This window comes from Streptosporangium longisporum, from assembly GCF_039534895.1.
In the GTDB taxonomy this organism is placed as follows: Bacteria; Actinomycetota; Actinomycetes; order Streptosporangiales; family Streptosporangiaceae; genus Streptosporangium; species Streptosporangium longisporum.
In genome coordinates this window covers 89,793-113,069 of sequence record NZ_BAAAWD010000024.1, presented here as the reverse complement: position 1 = coordinate 113,069, position 23,277 = coordinate 89,793, and the positions used below count along the sequence as shown (strand labels likewise).

At 72.7% G+C, this 23,277-nt stretch carries 20 protein-coding genes; 9 read left to right on the top strand and 11 right to left on the bottom strand.

Annotated features, from left to right (window positions below):
- Positions 1-6: 6 nt before the first annotated feature.
- On the bottom strand, positions 7-780 hold the full coding sequence (locus tag ABD832_RS37220) for an ABC transporter permease (protein WP_344905817.1): 774 nt from the start codon (positions 778-780) through the stop codon (positions 7-9).
- 194 nt (positions 781-974) lie between these two features.
- On the opposite strand from ABD832_RS37220, the gene ABD832_RS37215 reads away from it, so the two are divergent.
- From ABD832_RS37215 to ABD832_RS37200, 4 genes are all read left to right on the top strand, one after another.
- On the top strand, positions 975-2,123 hold the full coding sequence (locus ABD832_RS37215) for an alpha/beta hydrolase (RefSeq protein WP_344905815.1): 1,149 nt from the start codon (positions 975-977) through the stop codon (positions 2,121-2,123).
- A 279-nt stretch (positions 2,124-2,402) separates the two neighbouring features.
- Positions 2,403-4,124: a protein kinase domain-containing protein gene (locus tag ABD832_RS37210; protein WP_344905824.1), complete on the top strand. Its 1,722-nt coding sequence runs from the start codon at positions 2,403-2,405 to the stop codon at positions 4,122-4,124.
- An 80-nt stretch (positions 4,125-4,204) separates the two neighbouring features.
- On the top strand, positions 4,205-5,038 hold the full coding sequence (locus tag ABD832_RS37205) for an ABC transporter ATP-binding protein (protein ID WP_344905813.1): 834 nt from the start codon (positions 4,205-4,207) through the stop codon (positions 5,036-5,038).
- Between the two features lie 198 nt (positions 5,039-5,236).
- Positions 5,237-5,971: a DUF7873 family protein gene (locus ABD832_RS37200; protein ID WP_344905806.1), complete on the top strand. Its 735-nt coding sequence runs from the start codon at positions 5,237-5,239 to the stop codon at positions 5,969-5,971.
- Between the two features lie 414 nt (positions 5,972-6,385).
- Here the strand turns inward: ABD832_RS37200 and ABD832_RS37195 are convergent, their stop codons facing one another.
- Positions 6,386-6,673, bottom strand: a complete 288-nt coding sequence (locus ABD832_RS37195) for an HU family DNA-binding protein (RefSeq protein WP_344905801.1) — start codon at positions 6,671-6,673, stop codon at positions 6,386-6,388.
- Between the two features lie 321 nt (positions 6,674-6,994).
- Entirely contained in the window at positions 6,995-7,168 is a 174-nt protein-coding gene (locus ABD832_RS37190) for a hypothetical protein (RefSeq protein ID WP_344905798.1), read from the bottom strand.
- 163 nt (positions 7,169-7,331) lie between these two features.
- On the opposite strand from ABD832_RS37190, the gene mihF reads away from it, so the two are divergent.
- The gene (mihF, locus tag ABD832_RS37185; RefSeq protein ID WP_344905794.1) at positions 7,332-7,640 is read left to right on the top strand and encodes an integration host factor, actinobacterial type; all 309 of its coding nucleotides are present in this window, start codon (positions 7,332-7,334) and stop codon (positions 7,638-7,640) included.
- A gap of 332 nt (positions 7,641-7,972) precedes the next feature.
- On the opposite strand, the gene aceA is transcribed toward mihF, so the two are convergent.
- Entirely contained in the window at positions 7,973-9,265 is a 1,293-nt protein-coding gene (gene aceA, locus ABD832_RS37180) for an isocitrate lyase (RefSeq protein ID WP_344905792.1), read from the bottom strand.
- Positions 9,266-9,505: 240 nt separating this feature from the next.
- Here aceA and ABD832_RS37175 point away from each other — a divergent pair, with 240 nt between their 5' ends.
- A complete protein-coding gene (locus tag ABD832_RS37175; RefSeq protein WP_344905790.1) occupies positions 9,506-10,975 on the top strand; it encodes a helix-turn-helix domain-containing protein in 1,470 nt (489 codons plus the stop codon).
- A 40-nt stretch (positions 10,976-11,015) separates the two neighbouring features.
- On the opposite strand, the gene ABD832_RS37170 is transcribed toward ABD832_RS37175, so the two are convergent.
- Together ABD832_RS37170 and ABD832_RS37165 are read right to left on the bottom strand one after the other, a co-directional pair.
- Entirely contained in the window at positions 11,016-12,050 is a 1,035-nt protein-coding gene (locus ABD832_RS37170) for a zinc-dependent alcohol dehydrogenase family protein (RefSeq protein ID WP_344905787.1), read from the bottom strand.
- A gap of 225 nt (positions 12,051-12,275) precedes the next feature.
- Positions 12,276-14,843 carry a hypothetical protein gene (locus ABD832_RS37165; protein ID WP_344905782.1) on the bottom strand — a complete coding sequence of 856 codons (2,568 nt, stop codon included), beginning with the start codon at positions 14,841-14,843 and terminating at the stop codon, positions 12,276-12,278.
- A gap of 130 nt (positions 14,844-14,973) precedes the next feature.
- On the opposite strand from ABD832_RS37165, the gene ABD832_RS37160 reads away from it, so the two are divergent.
- Both ABD832_RS37160 and ABD832_RS37155 read left to right on the top strand, forming a co-directional pair.
- Entirely contained in the window at positions 14,974-15,924 is a 951-nt protein-coding gene (locus ABD832_RS37160; protein ID WP_344905779.1) for a glucosyl-3-phosphoglycerate synthase, read from the top strand.
- Between the two features lie 217 nt (positions 15,925-16,141).
- On the top strand, positions 16,142-17,356 hold the full coding sequence (locus tag ABD832_RS37155) for an acyl-CoA dehydrogenase family protein (RefSeq protein WP_344905777.1): 1,215 nt from the start codon (positions 16,142-16,144) through the stop codon (positions 17,354-17,356).
- 571 nt (positions 17,357-17,927) lie between these two features.
- Here the strand turns inward: ABD832_RS37155 and ABD832_RS37150 are convergent.
- From ABD832_RS37150 to ABD832_RS37130, 5 genes are all read right to left on the bottom strand, one after another.
- The gene (locus tag ABD832_RS37150; RefSeq protein ID WP_344905774.1) at positions 17,928-18,743 is read right to left on the bottom strand and encodes a hypothetical protein; all 816 of its coding nucleotides are present in this window, start codon (positions 18,741-18,743) and stop codon (positions 17,928-17,930) included.
- On the bottom strand, positions 18,740-18,913 hold the full coding sequence (locus tag ABD832_RS37145; protein WP_344905771.1) for a hypothetical protein: 174 nt from the start codon (positions 18,911-18,913) through the stop codon (positions 18,740-18,742). The genes ABD832_RS37150 and ABD832_RS37145 overlap by 4 nt, the downstream gene beginning before the upstream one ends.
- A gap of 83 nt (positions 18,914-18,996) precedes the next feature.
- Positions 18,997-19,926 carry an alpha/beta hydrolase gene (locus ABD832_RS37140; RefSeq protein WP_344905768.1) on the bottom strand — a complete coding sequence of 310 codons (930 nt, stop codon included), beginning with the start codon at positions 19,924-19,926 and terminating at the stop codon, positions 18,997-18,999.
- 3 nt (positions 19,927-19,929) lie between these two features.
- Positions 19,930-20,958 (bottom strand): alpha/beta hydrolase, encoded by a 1,029-nt coding sequence (locus ABD832_RS37135; RefSeq protein WP_344905765.1) that lies wholly within the window; start codon positions 20,956-20,958, stop codon positions 19,930-19,932.
- Positions 20,959-21,043: 85 nt separating this feature from the next.
- Positions 21,044-21,751, bottom strand: coding sequence for an HAD family hydrolase (locus ABD832_RS37130; protein WP_344905762.1), 708 nt, complete (start codon positions 21,749-21,751; stop codon positions 21,044-21,046).
- A 122-nt stretch (positions 21,752-21,873) separates the two neighbouring features.
- Between ABD832_RS37130 and ABD832_RS37125 the strand changes: the two genes are divergently transcribed.
- A complete protein-coding gene (locus ABD832_RS37125) occupies positions 21,874-23,196 on the top strand; it encodes a DUF6891 domain-containing protein (protein ID WP_344905759.1) in 1,323 nt (440 codons plus the stop codon).
- The last annotated feature ends 81 nt before the right edge of the window (positions 23,197-23,277 follow it).

The following is a 23,277-nucleotide window of genomic DNA, read 5'->3' as shown; positions in this document are numbered from 1 at the left end:
TCGTGGTCAGCCACCCTGGATCACCACCTTCCTGCGGGCCGCGGCGGTGACCAGGGCTCCCAGGGCCATCAGGGCCACCGCCCAGGCGGCCTGGAATCCCAGCGCCCCGAGGACGTCCCGTTTGCCCAGGTAGAGGTCGGCGGGGACCTGCACCATGGCCGACCAGGGAAGGACCGAGGCGAGGGTACCGAGCCAGCCGGGGAAGAGGTTCAACGGCAGGATCATGCCGCTGAAGAAGAGCGTCAGCACCAGCGAGAGCGACTGCACGCCCCGGTCGTCGAGCACCCAGCAGGACGACAGCGCGATCAGGTAGCGCAGGGCGAAGCTGACGATCACCGCCAGCAGGAACCCGGCCGCGAAGGACAGCCAGGTCACCGGGTCGGCCGGGACGACGAACCCGAACAGCGCGGCGCCGACGATCGTCGGGGGCAGGCTGCGCAGCAGCAACAGGTAGGCGGCCCGGCCGAGGTCGTCGGCGAGGCTCCACAGCTGCAGGGACGCGGGGCGGACCAGGTCGAGGGCGACGTCACCGTTGCGCACGCGTTCGGACAGCTCCAGGCCGCCCCCGAACACCTGCATGGGACCGATGAACGCCTGGCTGAGGAAGCAGAAGGTGACGGCGTCGAGGACGTCGTACCCGGCGAGACCGGGCCGGGCCTCCCAGAGGGCGATGAGGACGTAGGCGCGGAGGATGCCGAAGACCGTGTTGGTGAAGGCTCCGGCGACGGCCGCGGCGCGGTAGGCGGAATGGCGGCGGAAACCGTACCCGGCGATGCGCATGTAGAGCAGGAAGACTGCCTCCCGAAGGGGATGAGGGCAACCCTCCTATCTTCCTGAGTGCCCGTACGGCGGGCAACGGGTTTTCAAGAACGGCAGGTCAGGGTGGGTGCGCGGTACGCGACGGTCACCGTCCCGGCATACCTACTCGCCGGTAGAAAAGGGCGTGACGGGGAATATCTCCTCAAGGAGGTCCCATGCGCGACGAGATCGATGTGGACGTCAACCCGGCCTACCCCTTCAGCTGGCAGGCTGCGGCCCTCACCGCGATGATGCGCGGCACCTTCAAGCCCATGTCCGGCCTGCTGCTCAGGACCGACCTGGGGTTCGTCGCGGCCTCCAGGATCGTCTCGCTGGCGGGCAGGATCCCGCTCCGGCTGCCCGCCGGCGTCCGGGTGACGCCCGCCGCGGCGGGCTCCTGCCCGGGGGAGTGGGTACGGGCCGGGGAGGACCTCGACGAGGACAGGGTCCTGCTCTACTTCCACGGCGGCGGCTACTTCTCCTGCTCCCCGGCGACCCACCGGCCGATCACCTGGCGGCTGTCGGCCGCGACTCGGCGCCCGGTACTGGCCGTCGACTACCGCCAGGGCCCGGTGCACCGGCCCGCCGAGGCGCTCCAGGACGCGACCGCCGCCTACCTGTGCCTGCTGGAGCACGGCCGCCGGCCCTGCGACGTGGTCTTCGCCGGGGACTCCGCGGGCGGCCACCTCACCCTGGCCACGCTCCTGGCGCTCCGCGACCGTGGGTTGCCGCTGCCGGCCGCCGCCGTGTGCCTGTCGCCGTGGGCCGACCTCACCGGTGACCCCCGTACGGTCAACCGCCTGCTGGACCCGATGATCTCGGCCGGCCGGGTCGCCTGGCTCGCCCGCCGCTGGACCTCCGGCCTCGACCCCCGGGACCCCCTGCTCTCCCCGGTGCTCGGCGACTACACCGGCCTGCCCCCGTTGATGGTCGTCACCGGCTCCACCGAGGTCCTGCGGGACGAGGGCCGCCGGGTGGTCGAGCGGGCCCGCGCGGCCGGGGTGCCGGTCACGTACGAGGAGTGGTCGCGCATGCCGCACGTCTTCGCGATCCTGGCCGACGTCGTCCCCGAGGCCCGCGAGGTCTACCCGCACATCGCCCGGTTCGTCGTGGCCGCCCAGAACCTGTCGGCGGTCCGCGAGTCCTCCGCCCGCGCGTCCTCCGTCGGCCGTGAGCCCGTCCTTGGCGGGTCCTCCGCCCGTGAGCCCGTCGGCCGTGAGCCCGTGGGGCGTGAGTCCTCCGCTCGCGAGCCCGTCCTTCCCGAGCCCTCCGTCCGCGAGTCCTCCGCCCCGGCGTCCCCCGTCCGGCGCGACTCCGCCGCCTGAGGCCCTCCCCCCGGAGCCCTCACGGGGAGCCCTCGCCCGGGTTCCCGGCCGGGCCCCGGTGCCCTCTTCCCGCCGGTCACGGGGTTCCGTCCCGTCCCAGGGGGCATCCTCCGCCCCGGGGGTGCCTTACCCCGAGGGATCATTCGCCTTACCTCTCATATCCCTTCCGGCCGGTCGGGAGCGAACGGCACCGTGATCCCGCCACAGTGTGCTTGCAGTGGCCCGCGCACGAGAGGCTCAACGAGGATGGCACGTGGGGGAACAGGTCCCGTGAACGGCATGCCGCCCGGTGTGCGGCCGCTGACCGTCGGGGACCCGGTCATCATCGGCCGCTACCTTCTGCTCGGCCGCCTGGGAGCGGGCGGCATGGGCGTCGTCTACCTGGCCGAACACCCGCAGGGCGGGGTGGTGGCGCTCAAGACGCCGCACCCGGTGCATCTCAACGATGCCACGCTCCGCGCCCGGTTCGCCGAGGAAGTGAGATTCTCCCGGCGGGTGGTGCCCTTCTGCACCGCGGCGGTGGTCGAGGACGGCACCGACCGGGACCGCCCCTACCTGGTCTCGGAGTACGTGCCCGGGCCCGCGCTCTCGCAGGTGGTCTCCACGCACGGCCCGCTCACCCCCGACCTGGCCTACGGCGTCGCCCTGGGGGTGGCGGGCGCGCTGGTGGCGGTGCACGAGGCCGGACTGGTCCACCGCGACCTGAAACCGGCCAACGTGCTGCTGTCGCACACCGGCCCCCGGGTGATCGACTTCGGTATCGCCAGGGACGTCGACGTCCTCGGCGCGCACACCCAGGCCGGGCAGGTCATGGGAAGCCCCGGCTGGGTCGCGCCGGAACGGCTCACCGGGGGGCTCGCGCTGCCCGCCTCCGACGTCTTCGCCTGGGGCTGCCTGATCGCCTACGCGGCCACCGGCCATCATCCCTTCGGTGCCGGGGAGACGGACGTGCTGACCCGTCGCATCCTGGTCGAGCCCCCCAGGACGGCCTCGGTCCCCGCGCTGCTGCGCCCGGCCGTGGAGGCGTCCCTGACCAAGGACCCGGCCGACCGTCCCGGGGCCGCCGACCTGCTCGGCGCGCTGCTCGCCGCGGGCGGGGTGGGCGACCCGTGGGACCTGCGCGAGGCGGTCGCCGAGGTGCTGGCGGAGATCTGGACGCCGGTGCCGCACACTCCCGGAGCGGGCAGGCGACGGCTCACGGCCATGCCTCCGGCGCCCGCCGATCCGTCCGATCCGTCCGATCCGTCCGCGCCGTCGGCGGCCTCGCGGTTCTCGCCGGTGCCGCCGTCGGCGTCGTCGGCGTCGCGCGTGTCCTCGGCGGTGCCGTCGGTGTCGCCGGTGTCGCCGGTGTCGTCGCTCCATGACGAGCCCTCGGTCCCGGCGGGGATCGCCCGGCGCCCCCGGCGGGCCGCGCCGAGCCGGGGCGCGTACCTCCCGCAGGCCGGGTTCGCGGCGCTGGCCACGATCTCCATGGCGGCGGTGACCGTGGCGCTGGCGGCCGGTGGCGGTGGCGGGACGGGTTCCTTCGGCGACTTCGGGGTCCCCGAACGGGTGCCGGTGGTCCTGCCCGCGGAGACGCCCTCCGCCTCGGTCTTCCGCGACCGTGCCCGGCCGCCGGTCGGCAGGGTGCGCACCCCCTCCCCGGTCACCCCCTCCACGGTGCAGGTCACCGCGACCAGGACCGTCCCGCCGCCCGACGTGGAGGGCGACGACGGCGACCGCGGTGGCGACGGCGGAGAACGCGCGCCGGAGCGTCCGCGCGACCCCGGTGGCCCGCGCGGCGACGGGGACCCGCCACCGGACTGCGCGGACGCCACCGCCAGGCGCAGGGGCGGGGCAGGCGGCTGCCCGACGGCCTCGAACGGCCCCCGGCCCTCGTTCACCCAGATCCCGCAGACCGGTGACGGGGAGAGCCCGTCCCCGACGCCCACCGCCCCCGCGCCGTCGGGGACGACCATCACCCCCGTCCCCAGCTCCGGCCCCTCGCTGCAGATCGGCTGAACGCCTGATCCGGCGATGAGCGGACAGGTGCGCCACATCGGTTAAAGTGAGCGCCGCGAACCGAGGCGGAGGGGGTACCGATGGGCGAGCCCATGCCGGGCGCGGTGGAACTGGCCGGCGTCGGTGTCCGGGTGGTCGGCCGGACCCTGCTGAACGACATCGGCTGGCGGGTCGCGTACGGGGAGCACTGGGTGGTGCTGGGTCCCAACGGGGCGGGCAAGACCACCCTGCTCTCGCTGGCCGCGGCCGTGCGGCATCCCACCGAGGGGACCGTCACCGTGCTGGGCCAGCGGCTGGGCCGGGTCGACATGCGGGAGCTGCGCCGCCACCTCGGCCTCGTCGCGGCCAGTCAGCGGCTCGTCGACGAGGAGCTGCTGGAGGAGGAGGGCGCCACCGCGCACACCGTCGTGCTGACCGGTCACACCGGGAGCAGCGTCCCGCTGTGGGACCGTTACGGTCCCGCCGAGCACGAGCGCGCCCACCGGCTGCTGGCCGACATGGGCTGCAAGGACCTGGCCGACCGGCTCTTCCGCGTCTGCTCCCAGGGGGAGCGGGCCCGCGTCCGCGTCGCCAGGGCGTTGATGGCCAACCCGGTGATCCTGCTGCTGGACGAGCCGTTCGCCGGGCTCGACCTGCCCGCCCGCGAGGATCTGATCACCGCCGTGGAGGACCTGGCGGCGACCCGCCCCGCGCTGACCACGGTCACCGTCACGCACCACCTGGAGGAGGTCCCGGCCACCACCACCCACGCCCTGCTGCTGCGCGACACCCGCGTCCAGGCGACCGGCCCGGTGGAGGAGGTGCTGACCGCGGAGAACCTGTCGGAGTGCTTCGGCCGCGCGCTGCGCGTCGACCACCTCGACGGCCGCTGGTCCGCCCGCGCCGTCCGTGCCGCCGACCCCACCGGGGGCTGACGCCCACGCCTGCGGGGCCGAGGGTCCGCGCCGCCGGGGCTGACGCCCGCGCCGACGGGGCCGGGTCGCCGGGGCCGAGGAGCCGGGCCGTCACCCGGCCTCACGCTGCCGGATCGTACGCGTCGTGATCGCGCCGATTCACATCAAAGCCACAAAAGCAGTGTGATTACCGGTGATCTTCCCGGTACGGTGGCACGCATGGCGACCAAGCTGAACCAGATCCTCGCCGTGGAGAAGGGCGTCAAGTCCGACACCCAGCGCAAGGTGACCGACGCGTACCACACGATCCAGAAGAACGCCCTGCTGTCGGGCATCTCGCGGACCTACCAGCCCATCGACGACGAGGGCGAACGGCTGCCCCCGGAGTCGACCCGGGTGCAGGTGCAGGGGGAGGACCTGCTCAAGCAGGTCGGCTCCGCGCTGGTCCGGCTGTTCGACGTCACGGCCACCAAGGACTGGGCCAACTGCTCGGCGCGGGCCGACGTGAAGGTCGACGGCTCCACCCTCCTGGAGGACGTGCCCGTCACCTACCTGCTCTTCCTGGAGAAGCAGCTGGTCGACCTGCAGACGTTCGTCGCCAAGCTGCCCGTCCTGGACGCGGCCGAGACCTGGACGCCGGACCAGTCCACCGACTGCTGGCGGACCGAGCCGGTCAAGACGACCCGTACCAAGAAGGTGCCCCGCAACCACGTCAAGGCCGAGGCCACCGACAAGCACCCGGCCCAGGTCGAGGTCTACCACGAGGACGTCGTGGTGGGCTTCTGGACGAAGGTCACCTTCTCCGGGGCCGTACCGCAGAAGCGGGTCAACGAGCTCCTGGAGCGGATCGGCAGGCTGCAGAACGCCGTGAAGTTCGCCCGTGAGGAGGCCAACGGCACCGAGATCACCTATCAGCGCGTCGGTGAGAAGGTGCTGGGCTACCTGCTCGGGTAGACTCCGAGAACTCCCCGTTTGAGCGCGGGGACGCGTGAGAGCGCGAAAAACTGAAACTGAAACGTCAGACTGACACGCGGTTCAGTGGGGGTTCGATTCCCTCTCCCGGCACCATCGCGCCGGGATGGCCCAACCGGTAGAGGCGCCGCTCAAGCTCAGGCTCTCGCTCCAGATTCAGTATTCGCCGCCGGGCGCCGGATCGACCGGGGGCGGGCGAAGATGGTCGAGTGCGGGTTCGAGTCCCGCTGGATGCTCTCCATGCGTCCATAACTTAATGGCAGAGTGCGACATCATCATGAATGACCCGCGCCCTTAAACGCGCCGGTGCCGCGATATGGCGGCACTCCAGGCCCCCGGGGAATGGATACTTCCCCGGGGGCCGCCGCTGTTGTCGGCCCATGCGCCGTCCGCGGGTCAGTCCTTCTTGCGCTGGCGGATCAGGCCCATGAACCCGGGGCTGGGCTTGAACTTCGCCGTCCAGGTCTCCGCGATCTCCAGCGGCTCGCCGGTCTGCGGGTTACGCCCGGTGCGGGCGGGCTTGTGCACGATCTCGAAGGCCCCGAAACCCGGGATCGCCACCTTCTCCTCGGCCGCCACGGCCATCTGGATCGTCTCCAGGATCGCATCGAGAGCCGCGGCCGTCTGCCGCCGGGTCAGCCCGGCCTCGGCGGCGGCCTTCTCGATCAGCTCGCGCTTGTTCATAGGGGACAGTTAACGCCATCGGGCCCCCGCCCGGTACAGGGGCGAGGGCGGGCGTCCGCCGGCCTCGATCAGGTGACGGGCGCCCGCCCCGGCTCAGCGTTCGGACTGGGCGGCCAGTCGTTCCGCTTCGGTGTGCAGTGCCTCGACGAGGATGAGCTCCAGGCGGAGCTCCTCGTCGACGAGGCCGATCAGGACATCCATCGAGCCTCCCTGATACACGGACGCCCCGGCTGTCACGGAAGTTGACACGCGCACCGGACAAGACCCGGCCGTGACGCAAACTTGATCGTCGGCGTGCGATCGCGCGCGTGCGCCGATGGCCTACGCGGGGACCAGTTCGGCCAGGTCGACGAGCTCTCCCACCTCGCGGATGTTCATGCAGTACGCCACCAGAACCCGCCGCCCGTCGATCCGGCGGGTGACGAGCAGGCAGGGACCGCCGGAGGCGACGATGGCCTCGACCTCGATGCCCTGGGGGCTTCGCCAGATACCCATGAGCTCGAGGCTACGGAGCCGGGGGTAAGGGCGGGGTAACCAAACGGGCATATCGTGATGCACAGTGCGAGGCCAGAGATCTATCCCGAGGGCCGGTTGATGATTAATCCAGTCGCCATGGGTAACAGGACGCTGGAATTACCATCATCAGGGAGATAACACCATGGCTTTGCCCAAGCTCACCCCCGAACAGCGTCAGGCCGCCCTGGTCAAGGCCGCCGAGACCCGAACGGCCCGCGCCAAGCTGCTCGCCGAGGTCAAAGCCGGCTCGCTCAGCCTGGAGCAGCTTCTCGGCCGCGAGGACGACATCGCCAAGCGCATCAAGGTGTCGCAGGCGCTGCGCGCCCTGCCCGGCGTCGGCACGGTCAAGGCCGCGCAGCTGATGGCGCAGGCCGACGTGGACGAGGCGCGTCGTCTGGGCGGCCTCGGCGCCCAGCAGCGTCGTAAGCTCATCGAGGCCGTCAGCCGCTGAGATGCCGTCCGCCGTGCCCGCGGCCCCGCTCCCGCCACCAGGCCGGGAGCGGAGCCGCGGGCGGACGGCCCGAAGACCACCGGGCACGCGGGCCGCGAACGGCCCGACGATCCGGAACACACCGGGCATTCAGGTCGCGAACGACGTGGCGGCCCGGGAACACACCGGGCACGCGGGCCGCGAACGGCCGGACGGCCCGGGAACGGCCGAGCCCCGCCACACGGACCGGGGGGACGTCCGCGCGACGGGGCCTTTCGACGACCTGGTCGTCAGGCTCACCCGGGGAACCGTCCCATGCCCTGGAATCCGTCCTGGCGAGCCCTGTCCGAGAGTCAGTGAGCCTCTGCGAACTGCTCCTCCTCCGTCGACCCCTTCAGGGCCGTGGTGGAGGAATCCGGCGCGATGGCCGTACTGACCAGGTCGAAGTATCCGGTGCCGACCTCGCGCTGGTGGCGGGTGGCGGTGTAGCCGCGCGCCTCGGAGGCGAACTCGGCCTCCTGCAGCTCGACGTAGGAGGTCATGCCGTCCTCGGCGTAGCCGCGGGCGAGGGTGAACATCGAGTGGTTCAGCGAGTGGAAACCCGCCAGCGTGATGAACTGGAACTTGTACCCCATGTGGCCGAGCTCGCGCTGGAACTTGGCGATGGTGGAGTCGTCCAGGTGCTTCTTCCAGTTGAACGAGGGCGAGCAGTTGTAGGAGAGCATCTGGTCGGGGTACTCCGCCTTGACGGCCTCGGCGAACGCGCGGGCCACGTCCAGGTCCGGGGTCGAGGTCTCCATCCACAGCAGGTCGGCGTGGGGTGCGTAGGCCAGCCCGCGGGCGATGCAGGCGTCCACGCCGTTGCGCACCCGGTAGAAGCCCTCGGCGGTACGGTCGCCGGTGGTGAAGGCCCGGTCGCGGGGGTCGACGTCGGTGGTCAGCAGCGTCGCGGCCTGAGCGTCGGTCCGCGCGATGACCAGGGTCGGCACGCCCAGCACGTCCGCGGCGAGCCGCGCGGCGCTGAGGGTCTTGACGTGCTGGGAGGTGGGGACGAGCACCTTGCCCCCCAGGTGGCCGCACTTCTTCTCGGAGGCGAGCTGGTCCTCCCAGTGCACCCCGGCAGCACCGGCGACGATCATCCCCTTCATCAGCTCGAAGGCGTTCAGCACGCCGCCGAAGCCCGCCTCGGCGTCGGCCACGATCGGCGCGAGCCAGTGCGGCGCGTCCGCGTCCCCCTCCGACCAGGTGATCTGGTCGGCGCGCAGCAGCGCGTTGTTGATACGGCGCACCACGGCCGGGACCGAGTTGGCCGGGTACAGGCTCTGGTCGGGGTAGGTCTGCCCGCCCAGGTTGGCGTCGGCGGCGACCTGCCAGCCGGACAGGTAGATGGCCTTGAGCCCGGCCTTGACCTGCTGCACGGCCTGGTTGCCGGTCAGCGCTCCCAGCGCGTGCACGTAGTCCTCGGTGTTCAGCAGGTGCCACAGCCGCTCGGCGCCGAGCCGGGCCAGGGTGTGCTCCTCCTGGACCGAACCCCGTAGCCGGATCACGTCCTCGGCCGTGTAGGTGCGCTCGGTGCCCTTCCAGCGAGGGTCGTTCTCCCACTCGCGCCGCAGCTCGTCTGCGGCTCCCTTGAGGCGATCATTCATCGGTGAACTCCTTTTCGTCCCCTGGGTGCCTTACTCCGAGTGTGTGCTCCGTTCGAACGCGTGAACAAGGTGGATATGTCCGAAAAAATCGATATTTTTCTCTTAGCATCAATACCAGTCGGTATTCGACTGAGAAGAAACTCGGAGTTTTCGCTATGGACTAGACCAATCCTGAGGGGGCACCGGACGGCAGGTGCGAAGGTGGGAAATTTCCGGGGAAATTTCGTTTAGCATCGGGACATGGCATCTTTGGTGGGTGAAGAACCGCTGTCCTTGACGCAGGAGCTCGATCTCATCGCCTTCGGTCAGCGGTTGAGGCACCTGCGCAAGCAGCGCGGTCTCACCCTCGCCGACCTGGGCGAACGGGTGAACCGCGCACCCAGCCAGCTCTCGCTGCTGGAGAACGGCAAGCGCGAGCCCAAGCTCTCGCTGCTGAAGTCGCTGGCCGCCGCGCTCAACGTGCCGGTCGAGGAGCTGCTGCGCAGGCAGGCCCCCAACCGGCGGGCCCAGCTGGAGATGGCCCTGGAGGAGGCGCAGCGCGACCCTCTGTACGCCGGGCTCGGCCTGGCCCGGCTCAAGCTCTCCGCGCGCGTCCCCAACGACGTGCTCGAACACATCCTGGGCCTGTACGAGGAGCTGCGCTCACGCCAGGCCAGGGGGACCGCCACCCCCGAGGAGGCGCGCGCCGCCAACGCCGAGCTCCGCCGCAAGCAGCGCGAGCAGGGCAACTACTTCGCCGAGATCGAGCAGGCCGCGGCCGAGGCGCTGGCCGCGGTCGGCTACCGTTCCGGAGCGCTCTCGCAGAGCACCGTCCAGGCGCTGGTCGGCCACTTCGGCTACACCGTGCAGACGGTTCAGGACCTGCCGCGTACCGTGCGCTCCATCTCCGACCTGCGCAACCGGCGCATCTACGTCAAGCACGAGCAGGTCGGCATGCACACCCCGCGCACGATCCTGCTGCAGACCCTCGGCCACCTCTCCCTGGGGCACCACAAGCCGCGCGACTTCGCCGACTTCCTGCGCCAGCGGACCGAGGCCAACTACTTCGCCGCCGCCGTCCTGGTGCCCGAGGCCGCCGCCGTGCCGTACCTGCGCGAGGCCAAGAAGGACCGCGCGCTGAGCGTGGAGGACCTGCGTGACGTCTTCGCCGTCTCCTACGAGATGGCCGCGCACCGCTTCACCAACCTGGCCACCCACTTTCTCGACCTGACCTGCCACTTCGTCCGCAACAACGCGGGCGGGATCATCTACAAGGCGTACGAGAACGACGGCATCGTCTTCCCCGCCGACGAGCAGGGTGCGATCGAGGGACAGCGCATGTGCCTGCACTGGTCCGGGCGCCAGGTCTTCGCGCTGCCCGACCGCTTCTCCGTGCACTACCAGTACTCCGACTCGCCCACCGGCACCTACTTCTGCATCGCCCACGTGGACCCGTCGCGCGAGCGCGACTTCGCCATCACCCTCGGCGTGCCGTACCGGGAGTCGCGCTGGTTCCGCGGGCGCGAGACCACCAACCGGACCAGGTCGGACTGCCCCAGCGGCGACTGCTGCCGCCGCCCGCCCGCCGAGCTGGCCCAGCGCTGGGAGGGGTACGCCTGGCCCTCGGCCCGCGGCAACTCCCACGTCCTGGCCGCGCTGCCGCCGGGCTCCTTTCCCGGTGTCGACGAGGCCGACGTGTACACCTTCCTGGAGCGCCACGCCGCGGGCTGAGCAGGAGGGGCCGGCACTTCTCCCCGGATGAAGGACGGTGCTACGGGCGGATGAGGACCTTGAGTGCCTCGCGGTCGTCCATGGCGCGGTAGCCGTCGGGCACCTCGTCCAAGCCGATGGTGCGGTCGAAGACCTTGCCCGGCAGGACCGAGCCGTCCAGCACGGCGGGCATCAGCTCCTCGATGTAGGCGCGCACCGGGGCCGGGCCACCGGTCAGCGTGACGTTCGGGCCGAACAGGCTGCCGAACCCGACGGGAGCCTCCTCGTACTGCGGGGCACCGACCCGGGAGACGATCCCGCCGGGCCGGACCACGCCGACGGCTTGGGTGTAGGCGGGCATGTGGCCGACCGCCTCCAGCACCTTGGGCGCTCCGTGTCCGCCGGTCAGCTCCCGGACCTTCGCGATCCCCTCCTGTCCGCGCTCGGCGACCACGTCGGTGGCGCCGAACTCCCGGCCCAGGTCGGTCCGGGCCCTGTGCCGTCCCATCAGCACGATCCGCTCCGCGCCCAGCCGCTTCGCCGCCAGCACCGCCAGCAGGCCGACCGCGCCGTCACCGATCACCACGACCGTGTCGCCCGGGCCGACGCGCGCCTGCCTGGCGGCGTGGTGGCCCGTCCCGTACACGTCCGACAACGTCAGCAGGTGCGGCAGGAGCTCGGAGTCCTCGCCGACCGGCGCCTTGACCAGCGTCCCGTCCGCCAGCGGCACCCGCACGGCCTCGGCCTGGCCGCCACCGACCCCGTCCCGCGCCCAGAACCCGCCGTGCAGGCAGGAGGTCTGCAGGCCCTCGCGGCAGAACTCGCACGTGCCGTCCGACCACGCGAACGGCGCGATCACCAGATCGCCCCGCCGCACCGTGGAGACCTCCGGGCCGGTCTCCTCGACCACGCCGATGAACTCGTGGCCCATCGGGCTCACCTCGCCGGCGGGCATCGAGTGGTAGGGGTGCAGGTCCGACCCGCAGATACAGGACGTCACCACCCGTACCAGCGCGTCCGTCGGCCGCTGGATCTCCGGGTCCGGGACCGTGTCGATCCGTACGTCTCCCGCCCCGTACATGAATGCTGCTCGCATATCGCTGTCCTCGCATGTCGTCGCTGGTCGATCCCCTACCCCGGCGCCCGTCGGGTCAGGGGCCGGCGGGATCGCGTCTCCAGCAAACGTTCTTTTGCCCGCTTCCGGTGGTACCCGGCGCTTCCGGTGGTACCCGGCGCTCCGGGTGACGCCGGTATCCGCCTCGTCCGGGCGCCGCGCGGGTTCTCCACGCCGAGGACACCGGACGCGGGCACCCGTCCGCCCTCAGCCCGCGGGCGGGGCCGTCCGGTGCAGCCTCAGCGCCGGGTGGCCGTGGAACCGGTAGGCGCCCGCGTCGTCGGGCGACCGGCCGCGCATCGACCGCAGCACCTCGGCGACGGGCTCACCGGCGAAGCAGCGCCGGTAGAACTCCCGCGCCACGCCGTCACCACCGGCCGGCCAGAGCGGGGCCACGACGGCGCAGGCCCCCGCGAGCAGGAAGGACTGCGCGTCCCCCGGCTCCTCCAGGAAGACGAACGGCGCGCCGGGCAGGTCGCGTCCCAGCACCTCCGGCGCGGAGCCTCCGGCCGCGAAGTGGACGATGTCGGCGCCCTGGTCGAGCACCCCCAGGACGTCCCCCAGCGCGGGCGAGACCGGCGTGGCGCCGTACTCGGTGACCAGCGGGTGCGTCGCGCTCTCGGCGCCCACCACCGCGACGCGGTCGGCGCGGGCGCCCGTGGCCGGAACCGGTTCGGGACGCCTGCCGCCGAGCGGCCAGCGTCCGGTCACCGTCTGGCAACCGAGAAAGGGCGGGACCGACGGGTCGTAGGGGCGGTCCAGCACGGCCAGTTCCCAGGGCACGTGCGGTTCCTGGGAGAGGATCAGCACGCTGGGGCGCCGCGGCGCCACCCGGGCGGCCACCGCGTCCAGCAGTTCCCAGAACCCCCACGGCACGCGCGAGCCGACCTCCCTGCCCGTCTCCTCCGAGAGGTGTCCCCGCCCGGTCAGCCGCCGGCCGAACTCCGAGGCCCGCACGCCGAGGTCGCAGGGCTCGGCCCGGTCGGGGGTGATGAAGTGCGGCGACCGGTAGGTCCACCAGAGCCTGCCGGGCTCGTCGCCGTGCACGATGACCGCCGTGACGTCCGAGGGCTCTCCCAGCAGGGCCGGGCGGATCCGGGTGCCCGCGACCGGCCCGGGAGCCTCCTGGCCGCCGAGCCTGCCGGGCGAGTCGTGGATCGTGACCGCGCGCACGCCGAACCCGGCCACCTGGCCGCCCACCGAGTAGACGGCCTGGATCTGCCGGGCGACCTCGGGTTCCTCCTGGGCCGGCGCGACCAGGCCGACCGTCGCCCGCGGGTACGGTGACGCCTTGTCGGCGCGCAGCCGCACCCGCCATCCGCCGGGCGCGTCGAACCCCTCGGCGACGATCTGGACCTCCAGCTCCACGGGCTCACCCGGTGCCACCTCACCGGCCGTCCCCTGGCCGGGGGCGACGCCGACCGACACCTCGACGCCCCAGCCGGCCACCGCCTCGGCGGGCGCCTCGATCAGCGGGACCGCCTCCCACGCCGGTCCCGGCGATCCGGCGGGCGCCTCCTTGCGCCGCCTGCGGAACGCCCCGGCCAGCCGGTCCAGCACCGAGGGGCTCTTGTCCCCGGCCGGCCCTTGCCGCGGTCCTTGCGGGGGTCCGTGCTGCGGTCCCTGATGTGGTCCCTGCGGGAGTCCTTGCGCGGGTCCTTGCTGCGGTCCTTGGGCGGGTCCTTGGGCGGACGAGGCGAACGGCACGGGGGACGCGGACGACGCGTGCGGATCGTGCGGGTCGCCGGACGGCACGGGCGCCTCGAAGGGCACGGGCGACGGGTGCGGACCGTACGGGTCGTGCGGACGGTGCAGATCGTGCGGGCCGTACGGGTCGTACGGCCGGTGCGCACCGGACGGGTCGTGCGGGCCGGACGGCGCGGGCATGTCGAAGGGCGCGCCCGGGACCGGTGACGGCGGTACTCCGGGCCCCTGCGGCCCCTGCGGCCCCTGCGGCTCCCGGCCCCCCGGGGACATCGGGAACGAGGCCCCTTCCTGGGGTGGCGGCGCGTACGGTGCCTGACCGGGAAGGGACGGCGACGTCCAGGGCGAGGAGACCTCCGCGGGCGGGGCCGTCTGCGGGAACGGGGGGTCCATCGGGCGGTCCACCGGGCCGGGACGCATCCAGTCGAAGCTCATCGCACCGGTGGACGGCATGCCGTCCCCGCCGCCGTGCCCGGCCCGGTTCCCCCCGGCGGCCTCGCCCTGCTCCGGGAGCCCGTACCCGCCGGAGCCCGTCCCGGCACCCGCGCCGTTCCCACCACCGGACCCCGTCCCCGAGCCCGCGCCACCGCCTCCCGTACCCGTACCTCCAGAACCCGTGCCGCCGGGACCGGTGTCGCCGGAGCCGGGGAGCAGCCAGTCCGGGGTGTAGGAGGCGGTCGAGGGCGCGTCGAGCGCGTCCGATCCGCGCGGGACGGCACCGGAGGGGTTTGTGCCCCCAGCCGCGGGCGACCCGGTCTCCGCCGCACCCCAGGACGGCGGCGCGAAACCCGTACCGGACCCGGTTCCGGCCGGGCGGGAGAGCAGGGGGATCACCTGCTCGGCGGTGAGGCTCCGGTCCAGGCTCAGCAGCGCGGTGAACCGGTCCCAGGCCGGGCCGTACTCGGCGACCAGCAGGATGACCGCGTCGGCCAGCCGCTCGGGAGGCCTGCTCCCCGCCTCGGCCAGCAGCGGATCCAGCCGCTCGCGGAGCCCGCCGGCGGCACCGCCCATCAGGCTGTCGAGCTCGTCACGGACGGTACGCGCCGCCCGCATCACGACCACCGGGTTCATGCCGTCCCCCCTCGTTCCGGACTGACCGATCTTCCCACCTGTACGGCGGGGGTGGGAGCCCGGTACCTCCGCCGAATCGAGCCACATAGGGTGATACCCCTAGGAGTCGAGGTGATGGGAAGGATCGGTCGTGCTGCCTGAGGTCGAGGCATGGCTACGCGGGCGCACCTCATCCTCGGGTGATCGGTCGCTCCCGGAGCTGCTGGAGGCCAAGGGCGAGACGACCGTCAGCGTCGTTCTGCCCGCCCGGGACGAGGAGGAGACGGTCGGAGGGATCGTCGCCGCGATCCGGCACGACCTCATGGAGGCCGCCCCGCTCGTCGACGAGCTGGTGGTCATCGACTCCCGTTCCGTCGACGACACCGCAGGACGGGCCGCGCGGGCCGGGGCCAGGGTGATCGCCCAGGACGAGATCCTGCCCGACCTCAAGCCGCTGGACGGCAAGGGCGAGGCCCTGTGGAAGTCCCTCGCCGCCACCTCCGGGGACCTGCTGGTCTTCGTCGACGCCGACCTGCTGGAGTTCCGCACGTCCTTCGTGACCGGCCTGCTCGGCCCGCTGCTCACCGACCCCTCGGTCGTCTACGTCAAGGGCTGCTACGACCGGCCCCTGCAGAACGTGCAGGGCGGGGGCGGCCGGGTCACCGAGCTGGTCGCGCGCCCGCTGATCAACCTGCACTGGCCGCTGCTGGCCGGGTTCGTGCAACCGCTGGCGGGGGAGTACGCCGGGCGCAGGTCGGTGCTGGAGGCGGTGCCGTTCGTCACCGGGTACGGGGTGGAGCTCGCCCTGCTGATCGACCTGCTGGACCTGGCCGGGCTGGACGCCCTGGCCCAGGTCGATCTGGGCCGCCGGGTGCACTCCCACCAGTCGACCGAGGCGCTCGGCGGGATGGCCGCCCAGATCCTGCAGACCTCCTGGTCGCGCCTGGAACGACAGAACATGATGATCTCCCTGCACCGGCTCTCGACCGGCCTGGTCCAGTTCCGCCGGAGCGCGAACGGCCACCAGGTGAACGTCCGGGACGTGGCGGTCGCCGAGCGCCCGCCCATGATCACGGTCCCCGGCTACCGGCCGTCCCGCTGACCCGCTCGTCCCGCCTGTCCTGTCGGTCCGCCCGTTCCGTCGGCCCGCTCACCCCTGCGGAGGACCGTCCGCCCCTGCGGGGGACCGTCCCCGTTCGGCGCTGGCGGACCACTCGAAAAACCGGACAACATATCCGCTTCCAGGCACACGGGACACCTTGAGCGTCGGTAAAGTACCGGTGTTACCGGTGGTAACGCACGCCGAGGAGGAACGGACGATGAGCGAGAGCGGCTTCTGCCCGGAGCTGAGCGACGACGTGCGCGAGGTGCGCGACTGGGTGCACGACTTCGCCCGTTCGGTCGTCCGCCCGGCCGGTGCCGAGTGGGACGAGCGCGAGGAGACCCCCTGGCCCGTCATCGAGGAGGCCGCGCGGATCGGGCTCTACTCCCTCGACTTCTTCGCCCAGCAGTGGTTCGAGCCGAGCGGGCTCGGCCTGGCCGTCGCCTTCGAGGAGCTCTTCTGGGGGGACGCGGGCATCGGCCTGTCCATCACCGGAACCGGCCTGGCCGCCGCCGCCCTGTCGGCCGGCGGCACCCCCGAGCAGCTGGGGGAGTGGCTCCCGCAGATGTTCGGCACCCCCGGTGACGTCAAGCTCGGGGCGTTCTGCGCCTCCGAGCCCGACGCCGGCTCCGACATCGGCGCCATCCGCACCCGGGCCGTCCGCTCGGGCGGCGACTGGGTCCTGAACGGCGTGAAGACCTGGGCCACCAACGGCGGCATCGCCGACGTCCACGTCATCGTCGCCTCCGTCGACCCGGCGCTGGGCACCCGCGGCCAGGCGTCCTTCGTCGTGCCGCCCGGCACCCCCGGCCTGTCGATGGGGCAGAAGTTCAAGAAGCACGGCATCCGCGCCTCGCACACCGCAGAGGTGGTCCTGGACGACGTCCGCCTGCCGTCCTCGTGCCTGCTCGGCGGCGAGGAGAAACTGGAGGCCAGGCTCGCCCGCGTCCGCGCCGGTGGGCGGGCCGGGGAGCAGGGCGCGCTGCGCACCTTCGAGACCACCCGCCCCTCGGTGGCGGCCATGGCCGTCGGCATCGCCCGCGCCGCGTACGAGTACGCCCGCGACTACGCCCGCGAGCGTGAGCAGTTCGGCCGCAAGATCGGCGAGAACCAGGCCATCGCCTTCATGCTGGCCGACATGGCCACCCGGGTGGCCATCGCCCGCCTGATGACCTGGCGCGCCGCCTGGATGGCCCGCAACGGCCGCGCCTTCGGCCAGGCCGAGGGGTCGATGTCCAAGCTGGTCGCGGGCGAGACCGCGGTCTGGGTCACCGACCGCGCCATCCAGATCCTCGGCGGCGCCGGCTACACCCGCGAGCACCCGGTCGAACGCTTCCACCGCGACGCCAAGATCTACACCATTTTCGAGGGGACGAGCGAGATCCAGCGCCTGATCATCGGCCGCGCGGTCACCGGGCTGCCGGTGCGGTGACGTTCGGTGGCGCATGACGGAGGCCGCGCCGGCCCGGAGTTCGGCCGTTCCCGGTGGCGCTGCACTCCTGCGGGGAAATCGATCGACAAAAAAGCCATTATGTACTGAAAATCTATGGTAAGGCCGCCTCGCAGTTCTTTCGTGGCCCAGCGTAAACGAGAATGCGCTTTCGCGTTCGGTGAAGGCCTTGAAAAACCTGCGTGCACTGGTGAAAACCAGATCAGATTAGGGTCAAGCGCCTGGACGCGCCGAAAAGCCGAACCCCATGGTGGGGGGTAGCGCGTCGTCCCGCGCCGGCATGCGATGCCGGAGGGCATCACCGGCGGACGGCGACGGTAATCGAAAAGGGCCGCAGCGAGACGCCCTCCTCCGAGAGGGCGAGGAAGCAGGAACTCCCAAGGTTCGCCTTAACGGGGATCGGCTCTCCTGAGCCATCCCTGGACGTCATTTCCTCGGATGGGGTTGCGGTTGCCGAGTTGGCCTCATCAGGAAGGAAATGAAGGTGCAGAGAGAACGTCTGATCATCGCCGGTCCGCTGATCGCCGCCCTCATGTTCGGGATGGTCGATATGTCACAGGCCTCTGTCGTCCCGGCGTCCGTACGTGCCGGTGACGGCCATGTGGCGGCGACCTCGAAGGTCGCGCCGCCCGTGTGCACCCGCGCGTTCAACGGCGAGCTCAGGGAGCTGTGTTCGAGAGGCTGGAGCGACGGATACGCGGACGGGTTCGCCCAATGCCGGAAGAGCACGCAACAGCAGGGGCAGGGGTTCTCCATCGCCCCCGATCTTCAGGACGCCGCATACGTGCACGGCTACAACGACGGCTTCCAGGCGGGCCTGTCCGCGTGTTGACCGCCGCCGGGATGCGGCCGTACAGGGATTCGTGACCCCGTGAGGGGTCTCGGGCCGCGGGGCGGGCCTGTCCGGGACTCGGGCGGGCCCGTCCCCCGTCGAGCCGCCGACCTGGGCGGTGAACCCGGGAACGGGCGGGGCCCCGGCGAGTCGACGGTATGAGAGGTCCCGCCCGGCACGGCGGTTCTCAGCCGCGTGGCCGGCGGGGCCCCGGAGGGCGTCTCGCGCGAGGTCGTACTGGCGCCGGTCCTCGTCGAAGGCGCGCCAGCCGCCGTGGTCGGTGAGCCGCCGGTCGAGGGCCAGTGCCGCCCGCAGGATCGGGATCGCCGCGACGGCGGGCGGCCCGATCTCGGCGAGGTAGCGGGTCGCGGTCCGCATGACCGGCAGGGCCCTGCCCTCGGCGAGCGGCTCGACGACCCGGGTCAGCACCCGGACCACGTCACGCTCGTCCCCGGTGATCCGCCAGAGGGCGTGGACGGCCTCCACCCGCTTGCGGTCGTCCTCGGAGGCCGACGCCTCGTCGAGGCCCTCCGTCACGGCCGGGTGCGGGCGGCCGCGGTGAGGTGGTGCAGGCGGGCGAGGAACGCCTGCCCGTCCGGGCCGGAGCCCAGGGGCAGCAGGGACTCGCGCAGGTCGCCGATGAGGTGCTGCCCGGCGTGGCCGTCGAGGAGCACCTGCAGCCGCAGGTCGAGGTCGAGGTCGCGCACGGTCGCGTCGACCTGGTGCAGGCAGGCGTGATCATGCGGGGAGCGTAGGGGCCGGGACTTGACGGCCGCTTGAATCGGGGAGGTCAGGGCGTGGGCACGCGGGTCCGCCGGACGGCGTCGGCGACCGCCGCGGCACCGGCGGGACCGAGCGTGATCGTGTAGTGGTTGACGCCCTCCACCGTCGTCTCGGCGGTGCCGGGCAGCCACTCGGCGGCCCTGCCCGGGGAGTACAGGGGGGCGCCGGGTTCGTCGAGCATGCCCCGGGCCGCGCGCAGGAACACCGCGGGCACCGGAAGGGGCCGGGGGAGCACGCCGGGCAGCGCGTACACCTCGGGGGCGTCGGCGAGCGCGGCCTCGATCCGGCACGCCGCCACGAACCGCCCTCCCGTGCCCGCCGCGTCACGGCCGGGTGGGGAGGCGTCCGTCACCTCGACCAGGTCGTAGTCGGCGTAGGCCGCGCACGCCTCGGTCCAGTCGGCGAACGCCGGGTGCGCGCGCCACAGGTCACGGTACTCGGCGCGGCTCGCGAAGGTCCGCCGCAGGCGTGCCAGCACCGGTCCCGTGGTGCGCTCGATCGCCTCGGGCACGTCGCCCGCGCCGGGAGGCAGGGGCAGGGGCGCGCCGCCGTCCACCAGGACCAGCCGCTCGACCAGTCCCGGATGGCGACGGGCGACCTCGGCCACCACGAAGCCGCCCATCGAGTGCCCGGCCAGCACGGCGGGCCCGCCCCCGTAGTGGCCGATCACCCGGGCCAGGTCCTCGGCGTGCGCCGCCATGCCGTACGGCGCGGGCAGGTCCCTGCTGCCTCCCCGGCCGCGCAGGTCCACCGCGACGAAGCGGTGGTCGCGTCCCAGATCCGGGCCGATCAACGTCCAGGCCAGGTGCGAGGAGGTGATGCCGTGGGCGGCCACGACCAGGGGTCCCCGCTCCCCCCACACGCCGACCCGGAGATGACCGCCCCGGACGGGGACGTCCTCTCGCCGGTGGCCCGGCTCCTGTCCGTGGTCCGGCACCGGCTACCGTCCCGCCGTGCCGCTCGCGGCGCCGCTGCCGGCGCCCTCCACGACGCGGCGCAGCACGCCGGCGAAGTCGGAGGCGCGTTCGATGTGCGGGCTGTGCCCCACCCCGGTGTAGACGATCTCCTCGTAGGAGCCTCCGGCCTCGGCGTACCGCTCCAGCACCTCTCTGGTCTGGGCGATCATCGGCTGCGGCGGGCAGCGCTCCTCACCCGGCCAGCCGGGCACCAGGCCGAGGCTGCCGAGGTTGGCCAGGTCGAACAGCGACGCGTCCGAGACGATCACGTCGCCGTCGCCGCGTACCCAGGTCACCGGGGGCTTGGCCGGGACCGCGACCAGGTCGTCGGCGACGTTGAACCAGCGCGGGGCCATGGCGTTGAGCACGCCGCGCTCACCGGGTGCGGCGCCGGGCCACTCCTCGGAGGCGACCGCGTCACCGGGGTAGTTGCCCTCGCCGGTCGCGGTGGACAGCACGGTGTCCAGCAGCATCTCCTCGTCCGCGCCGAGGCTCGCCGGGTCGGCCACGTAGCAGGTCCGCAGGATCGTCCGGGGGCTGGCCGGGGCGTCGGCGGTACGGTCACCGGCCGCCAGGCGCGCCACGAAGTCGGGGTTCGCCGCGCCCGCACCGCCCACACCCAGGCCGTACGGGGACAGCGGCGCCTCCAGTACCAGCGCGGAGACCCGCTCGGGGGCGTCGATCAGCAGGTGCATCGCCACACCGCAGCCCATCGAGTGCCCGGCCACCACCGGGCGCGTGCCCGCGGGGAAGACCTCCTCGGCGTCCAGCAGCGCGAGCAGGTCGTCGGAGAAGTCGCGCAGCCCCCGGGTGGCATCGACGGGGGCCGTCTCGGTCTCGCCGTAACCGCGCAGGTCCGGGGCGACGATGCGCCAGTGCTCGGGCAGCAGCCGTACCAGAGGCTCCCAGAACGCCCCCGAGGAGCAGTTGCCGTGGACGAGCAACACGGGCGGGCCGTCGATCGGCCCGCGGACCAGCAGGTTCTGCCGGATGCCACGCGCGGTGAGTTTCATGCATGGCATCCTGGCAGGTGCGTTCCACCGGGCAATGTGACCGAACGCCACCTTTTCCACCGAACATATGTCGGTCGGAAGGGTCTCAGGTCCCGATCGGCGACGGACCGGCGCGGTGCCCGTCCGCCGCGAGACCGTGATCCCCGTGATCCCCGCGTTCCCCACCTTCCCTGTGTTCCCCGTCCAGCAGCGGGGCCAGCGCCCCGCGCAGGTCCGCGACCTCGCGATAGAGCACGCCGGTCATGCCCAGCGCGCGGGCGGCCTCGACGTTCTCCCGGCGGTCGTCCACGAACAGGCACCGCGCCGCCGTCGTGCCCGCCCGCTCCGCCGCGATCTCGTAGATCCGCCGCTCGGGCTTGACCGCCCCGACCCGGGCGCTGCTGACGACCTCGTCGAAGGCGTACGCCAGGCCCAGTGCCCGCAGGTCGTCCTCCAGCTGGACCGTCGCGTTGGTCACCAGCACCACCGGCACCCGCGCCTGGACCCGGCGCAGCAGGCCGAGGACCTCCTCGTCGAGGTGGGCGCCGGTCTCGGTGAACGCCCGTCCCAGCGCCGCGGCCCGCTCGCCGTCGCCGAGCAGGCGCTCCAGCTCGGCGACGATCGAGGCCGTCCACTCGCCGACCGTGATCTTCCCCCGGCTCACGGGATCCAGCAGCCCGGGTGCCAGCGCGATCCCCAGCGTGGTGCCCTCGGTCAGGCCGCAGGCACGTTCGAGGTCGTTCAGCGCACCGGTGTCGTGGTGACGGATCACGCCGTCGAAGTCGCACAGCACCGCGTCATAGGACGGTTCCACCGATTCTCCCGTTCATCCAGTTCGCCGGCACGCCGGGGTCGTGCCCGTACGCGATCACCGGGGCCTCCGGCGGCGATGTCGTCCCGGTGAGGACCGGTTCGTCCGTCGACGATAATCGGCGGATGATCGATGAGAACGCGCGGGCCTACCTCGCCGAGCGGATCCGGATGGCCGTCGCGCTCGGCACCCTCGACCACCGGGGGATGGTCGCCGGGGCCGTGGACAGCCGGGAGAAGGACGAGGACCCGCTCGCCGTCGCCGAGCTCGCCGGCCGGTTCGCCGACGAGGAGCTCGCCCGCCACCTGCGGGAGCAGCGGACCTGGCCCGCCGTCACCGACTGCGACCGGCTGGCCGCCGCGTTCCGTGACCTCGACCTGGCCGGGATCGTGGCCAGGGAGGACCACGCCTGCTGCCAGACGTGCGGGGTGGCGGAGATCGGGGCGGAGGTACGCGCCCAGGAGGGCGCCCGCGGCTACGTGTTCTACCACCGGCAGGACGCCGAGCACGCCGCACAGGGAGGCGACCTGTTCCTGGCCTTCGGCGGCACCGGCGGCACCGGCGCGGCCGGCACCACGGCGGTCGGGCACGACGCCGTCGCCGTCCTGCGCCGTCACGGTTTCGAGGCCGACTGGAGCGGCGACGCGGAGAAGCGGATCCGCCTCCCGATCGTCTGGCGGCGCCGTCGCCGGGGCCGCCTGGCCGCGCACCTCGGCGGGTCCTCGTCCGCTGACGCGCGCGTGAGGGTGCGGCCGCTGGACGCGTGGTCCGGCGGGCCGTACCCGGCCACCGGCGAACCGGCCGAGGTCGCGCTCCTGCCGCTGGCCCGCTTCGAGCTGCCGTGGCTGCCGACGGGGGTACGGCTGCTGCTGTCGGCCGATCACGGGAACGAGCTGACGCTGCACCGGGACTGGGACCGGCTCCGCGGGGTCCTGCGTACTGCCGACGGCACGGTGACGGACGTCGACGTTCCCCGGGAACGGGCGTCACGAGCTCTGGCGGCCCTGGTTGCGCCTCCGGCGTTCCCGGCGTCTCCGGAGCTTCCGGCGGGGGAGCGGCCGGCCGCCGACCCCGCCGACCCCGCCGACCCCATGGCCGTGGAGGCCGAGGAGACCGTGGACCTGGAGGTCACCTTCCACCGCTACGGCAGCCGTGACGGCGAGGTGCCGGTGCCGATGACCCTCGAGGAGTGCCGCGACCTGCTGGTACGGCTGCCACCCCGCACCGAGAACTTCGCCGTCTTCGCGGCCCGCTCGGGGGTGATCGTCCAGTTCGCCTGGCAGGAGGGGCCGCGGCTGTGGGTGGAGTCCCCGGACGTGGCCGCGCGGTGCTCGCGGGGACGGTTCGTCTCCCTGGCCGAGGCCGGAGAGATGATCACGATCCTGGCGTGGGAGGGCCGGTCCGGGCTGGGGGAGCTGGGCGGCCTGGAGACCGTGCGGTGGTCGTGACGGCCGTCACGGACGGTCGGCGAGGGTACGTGCCGGCGACGCCCGCTCGCTCGCATCCTCGTCACGGCCCGGTTCCGGCCC

What these genes read in the sequence shown, in the direction of transcription:
- ABD832_RS37220 (WP_344905817.1), bottom strand. Translation starts at nt 780, where the DNA reads ATGCGCATCGCCGGGTACGGTTTCCGCCGCCATTCCGCCTACCGCGCC.
- ABD832_RS37215 (WP_344905815.1), top strand. Translation starts at nt 975, where the DNA reads ATGCGCGACGAGATCGATGTGGACGTCAACCCGGCCTACCCCTTCAGC.
- ABD832_RS37210 (WP_344905824.1), top strand. Translation starts at nt 2,403, where the DNA reads ATGCCGCCCGGTGTGCGGCCGCTGACCGTCGGGGACCCGGTCATCATC.
- ABD832_RS37205 (WP_344905813.1), top strand. Translation starts at nt 4,205, where the DNA reads ATGGGCGAGCCCATGCCGGGCGCGGTGGAACTGGCCGGCGTCGGTGTC.
- ABD832_RS37200 (WP_344905806.1), top strand. Translation starts at nt 5,237, where the DNA reads ATGGCGACCAAGCTGAACCAGATCCTCGCCGTGGAGAAGGGCGTCAAG.
- ABD832_RS37195 (WP_344905801.1), bottom strand. Translation starts at nt 6,673, where the DNA reads ATGAACAAGCGCGAGCTGATCGAGAAGGCCGCCGCCGAGGCCGGGCTG.
- ABD832_RS37190 (WP_344905798.1), bottom strand. Translation starts at nt 7,168, where the DNA reads ATGGGTATCTGGCGAAGCCCCCAGGGCATCGAGGTCGAGGCCATCGTC.
- mihF (WP_344905794.1), top strand. Translation starts at nt 7,332, where the DNA reads ATGGCTTTGCCCAAGCTCACCCCCGAACAGCGTCAGGCCGCCCTGGTC.
- aceA (WP_344905792.1), bottom strand. Translation starts at nt 9,265, where the DNA reads ATGAATGATCGCCTCAAGGGAGCCGCAGACGAGCTGCGGCGCGAGTGG.
- ABD832_RS37175 (WP_344905790.1), top strand. Translation starts at nt 9,506, where the DNA reads ATGGCATCTTTGGTGGGTGAAGAACCGCTGTCCTTGACGCAGGAGCTC.
- ABD832_RS37170 (WP_344905787.1), bottom strand. Translation starts at nt 12,050, where the DNA reads ATGCGAGCAGCATTCATGTACGGGGCGGGAGACGTACGGATCGACACG.
- ABD832_RS37165 (WP_344905782.1), bottom strand. Translation starts at nt 14,843, where the DNA reads ATGAACCCGGTGGTCGTGATGCGGGCGGCGCGTACCGTCCGTGACGAG.
- ABD832_RS37155 (WP_344905777.1), top strand. Translation starts at nt 16,142, where the DNA reads ATGAGCGAGAGCGGCTTCTGCCCGGAGCTGAGCGACGACGTGCGCGAG.
- ABD832_RS37135 (WP_344905765.1), bottom strand. Translation starts at nt 20,958, where the DNA reads ATGAAACTCACCGCGCGTGGCATCCGGCAGAACCTGCTGGTCCGCGGG.
- ABD832_RS37125 (WP_344905759.1), top strand. Translation starts at nt 21,874, where the DNA reads ATGATCGATGAGAACGCGCGGGCCTACCTCGCCGAGCGGATCCGGATG.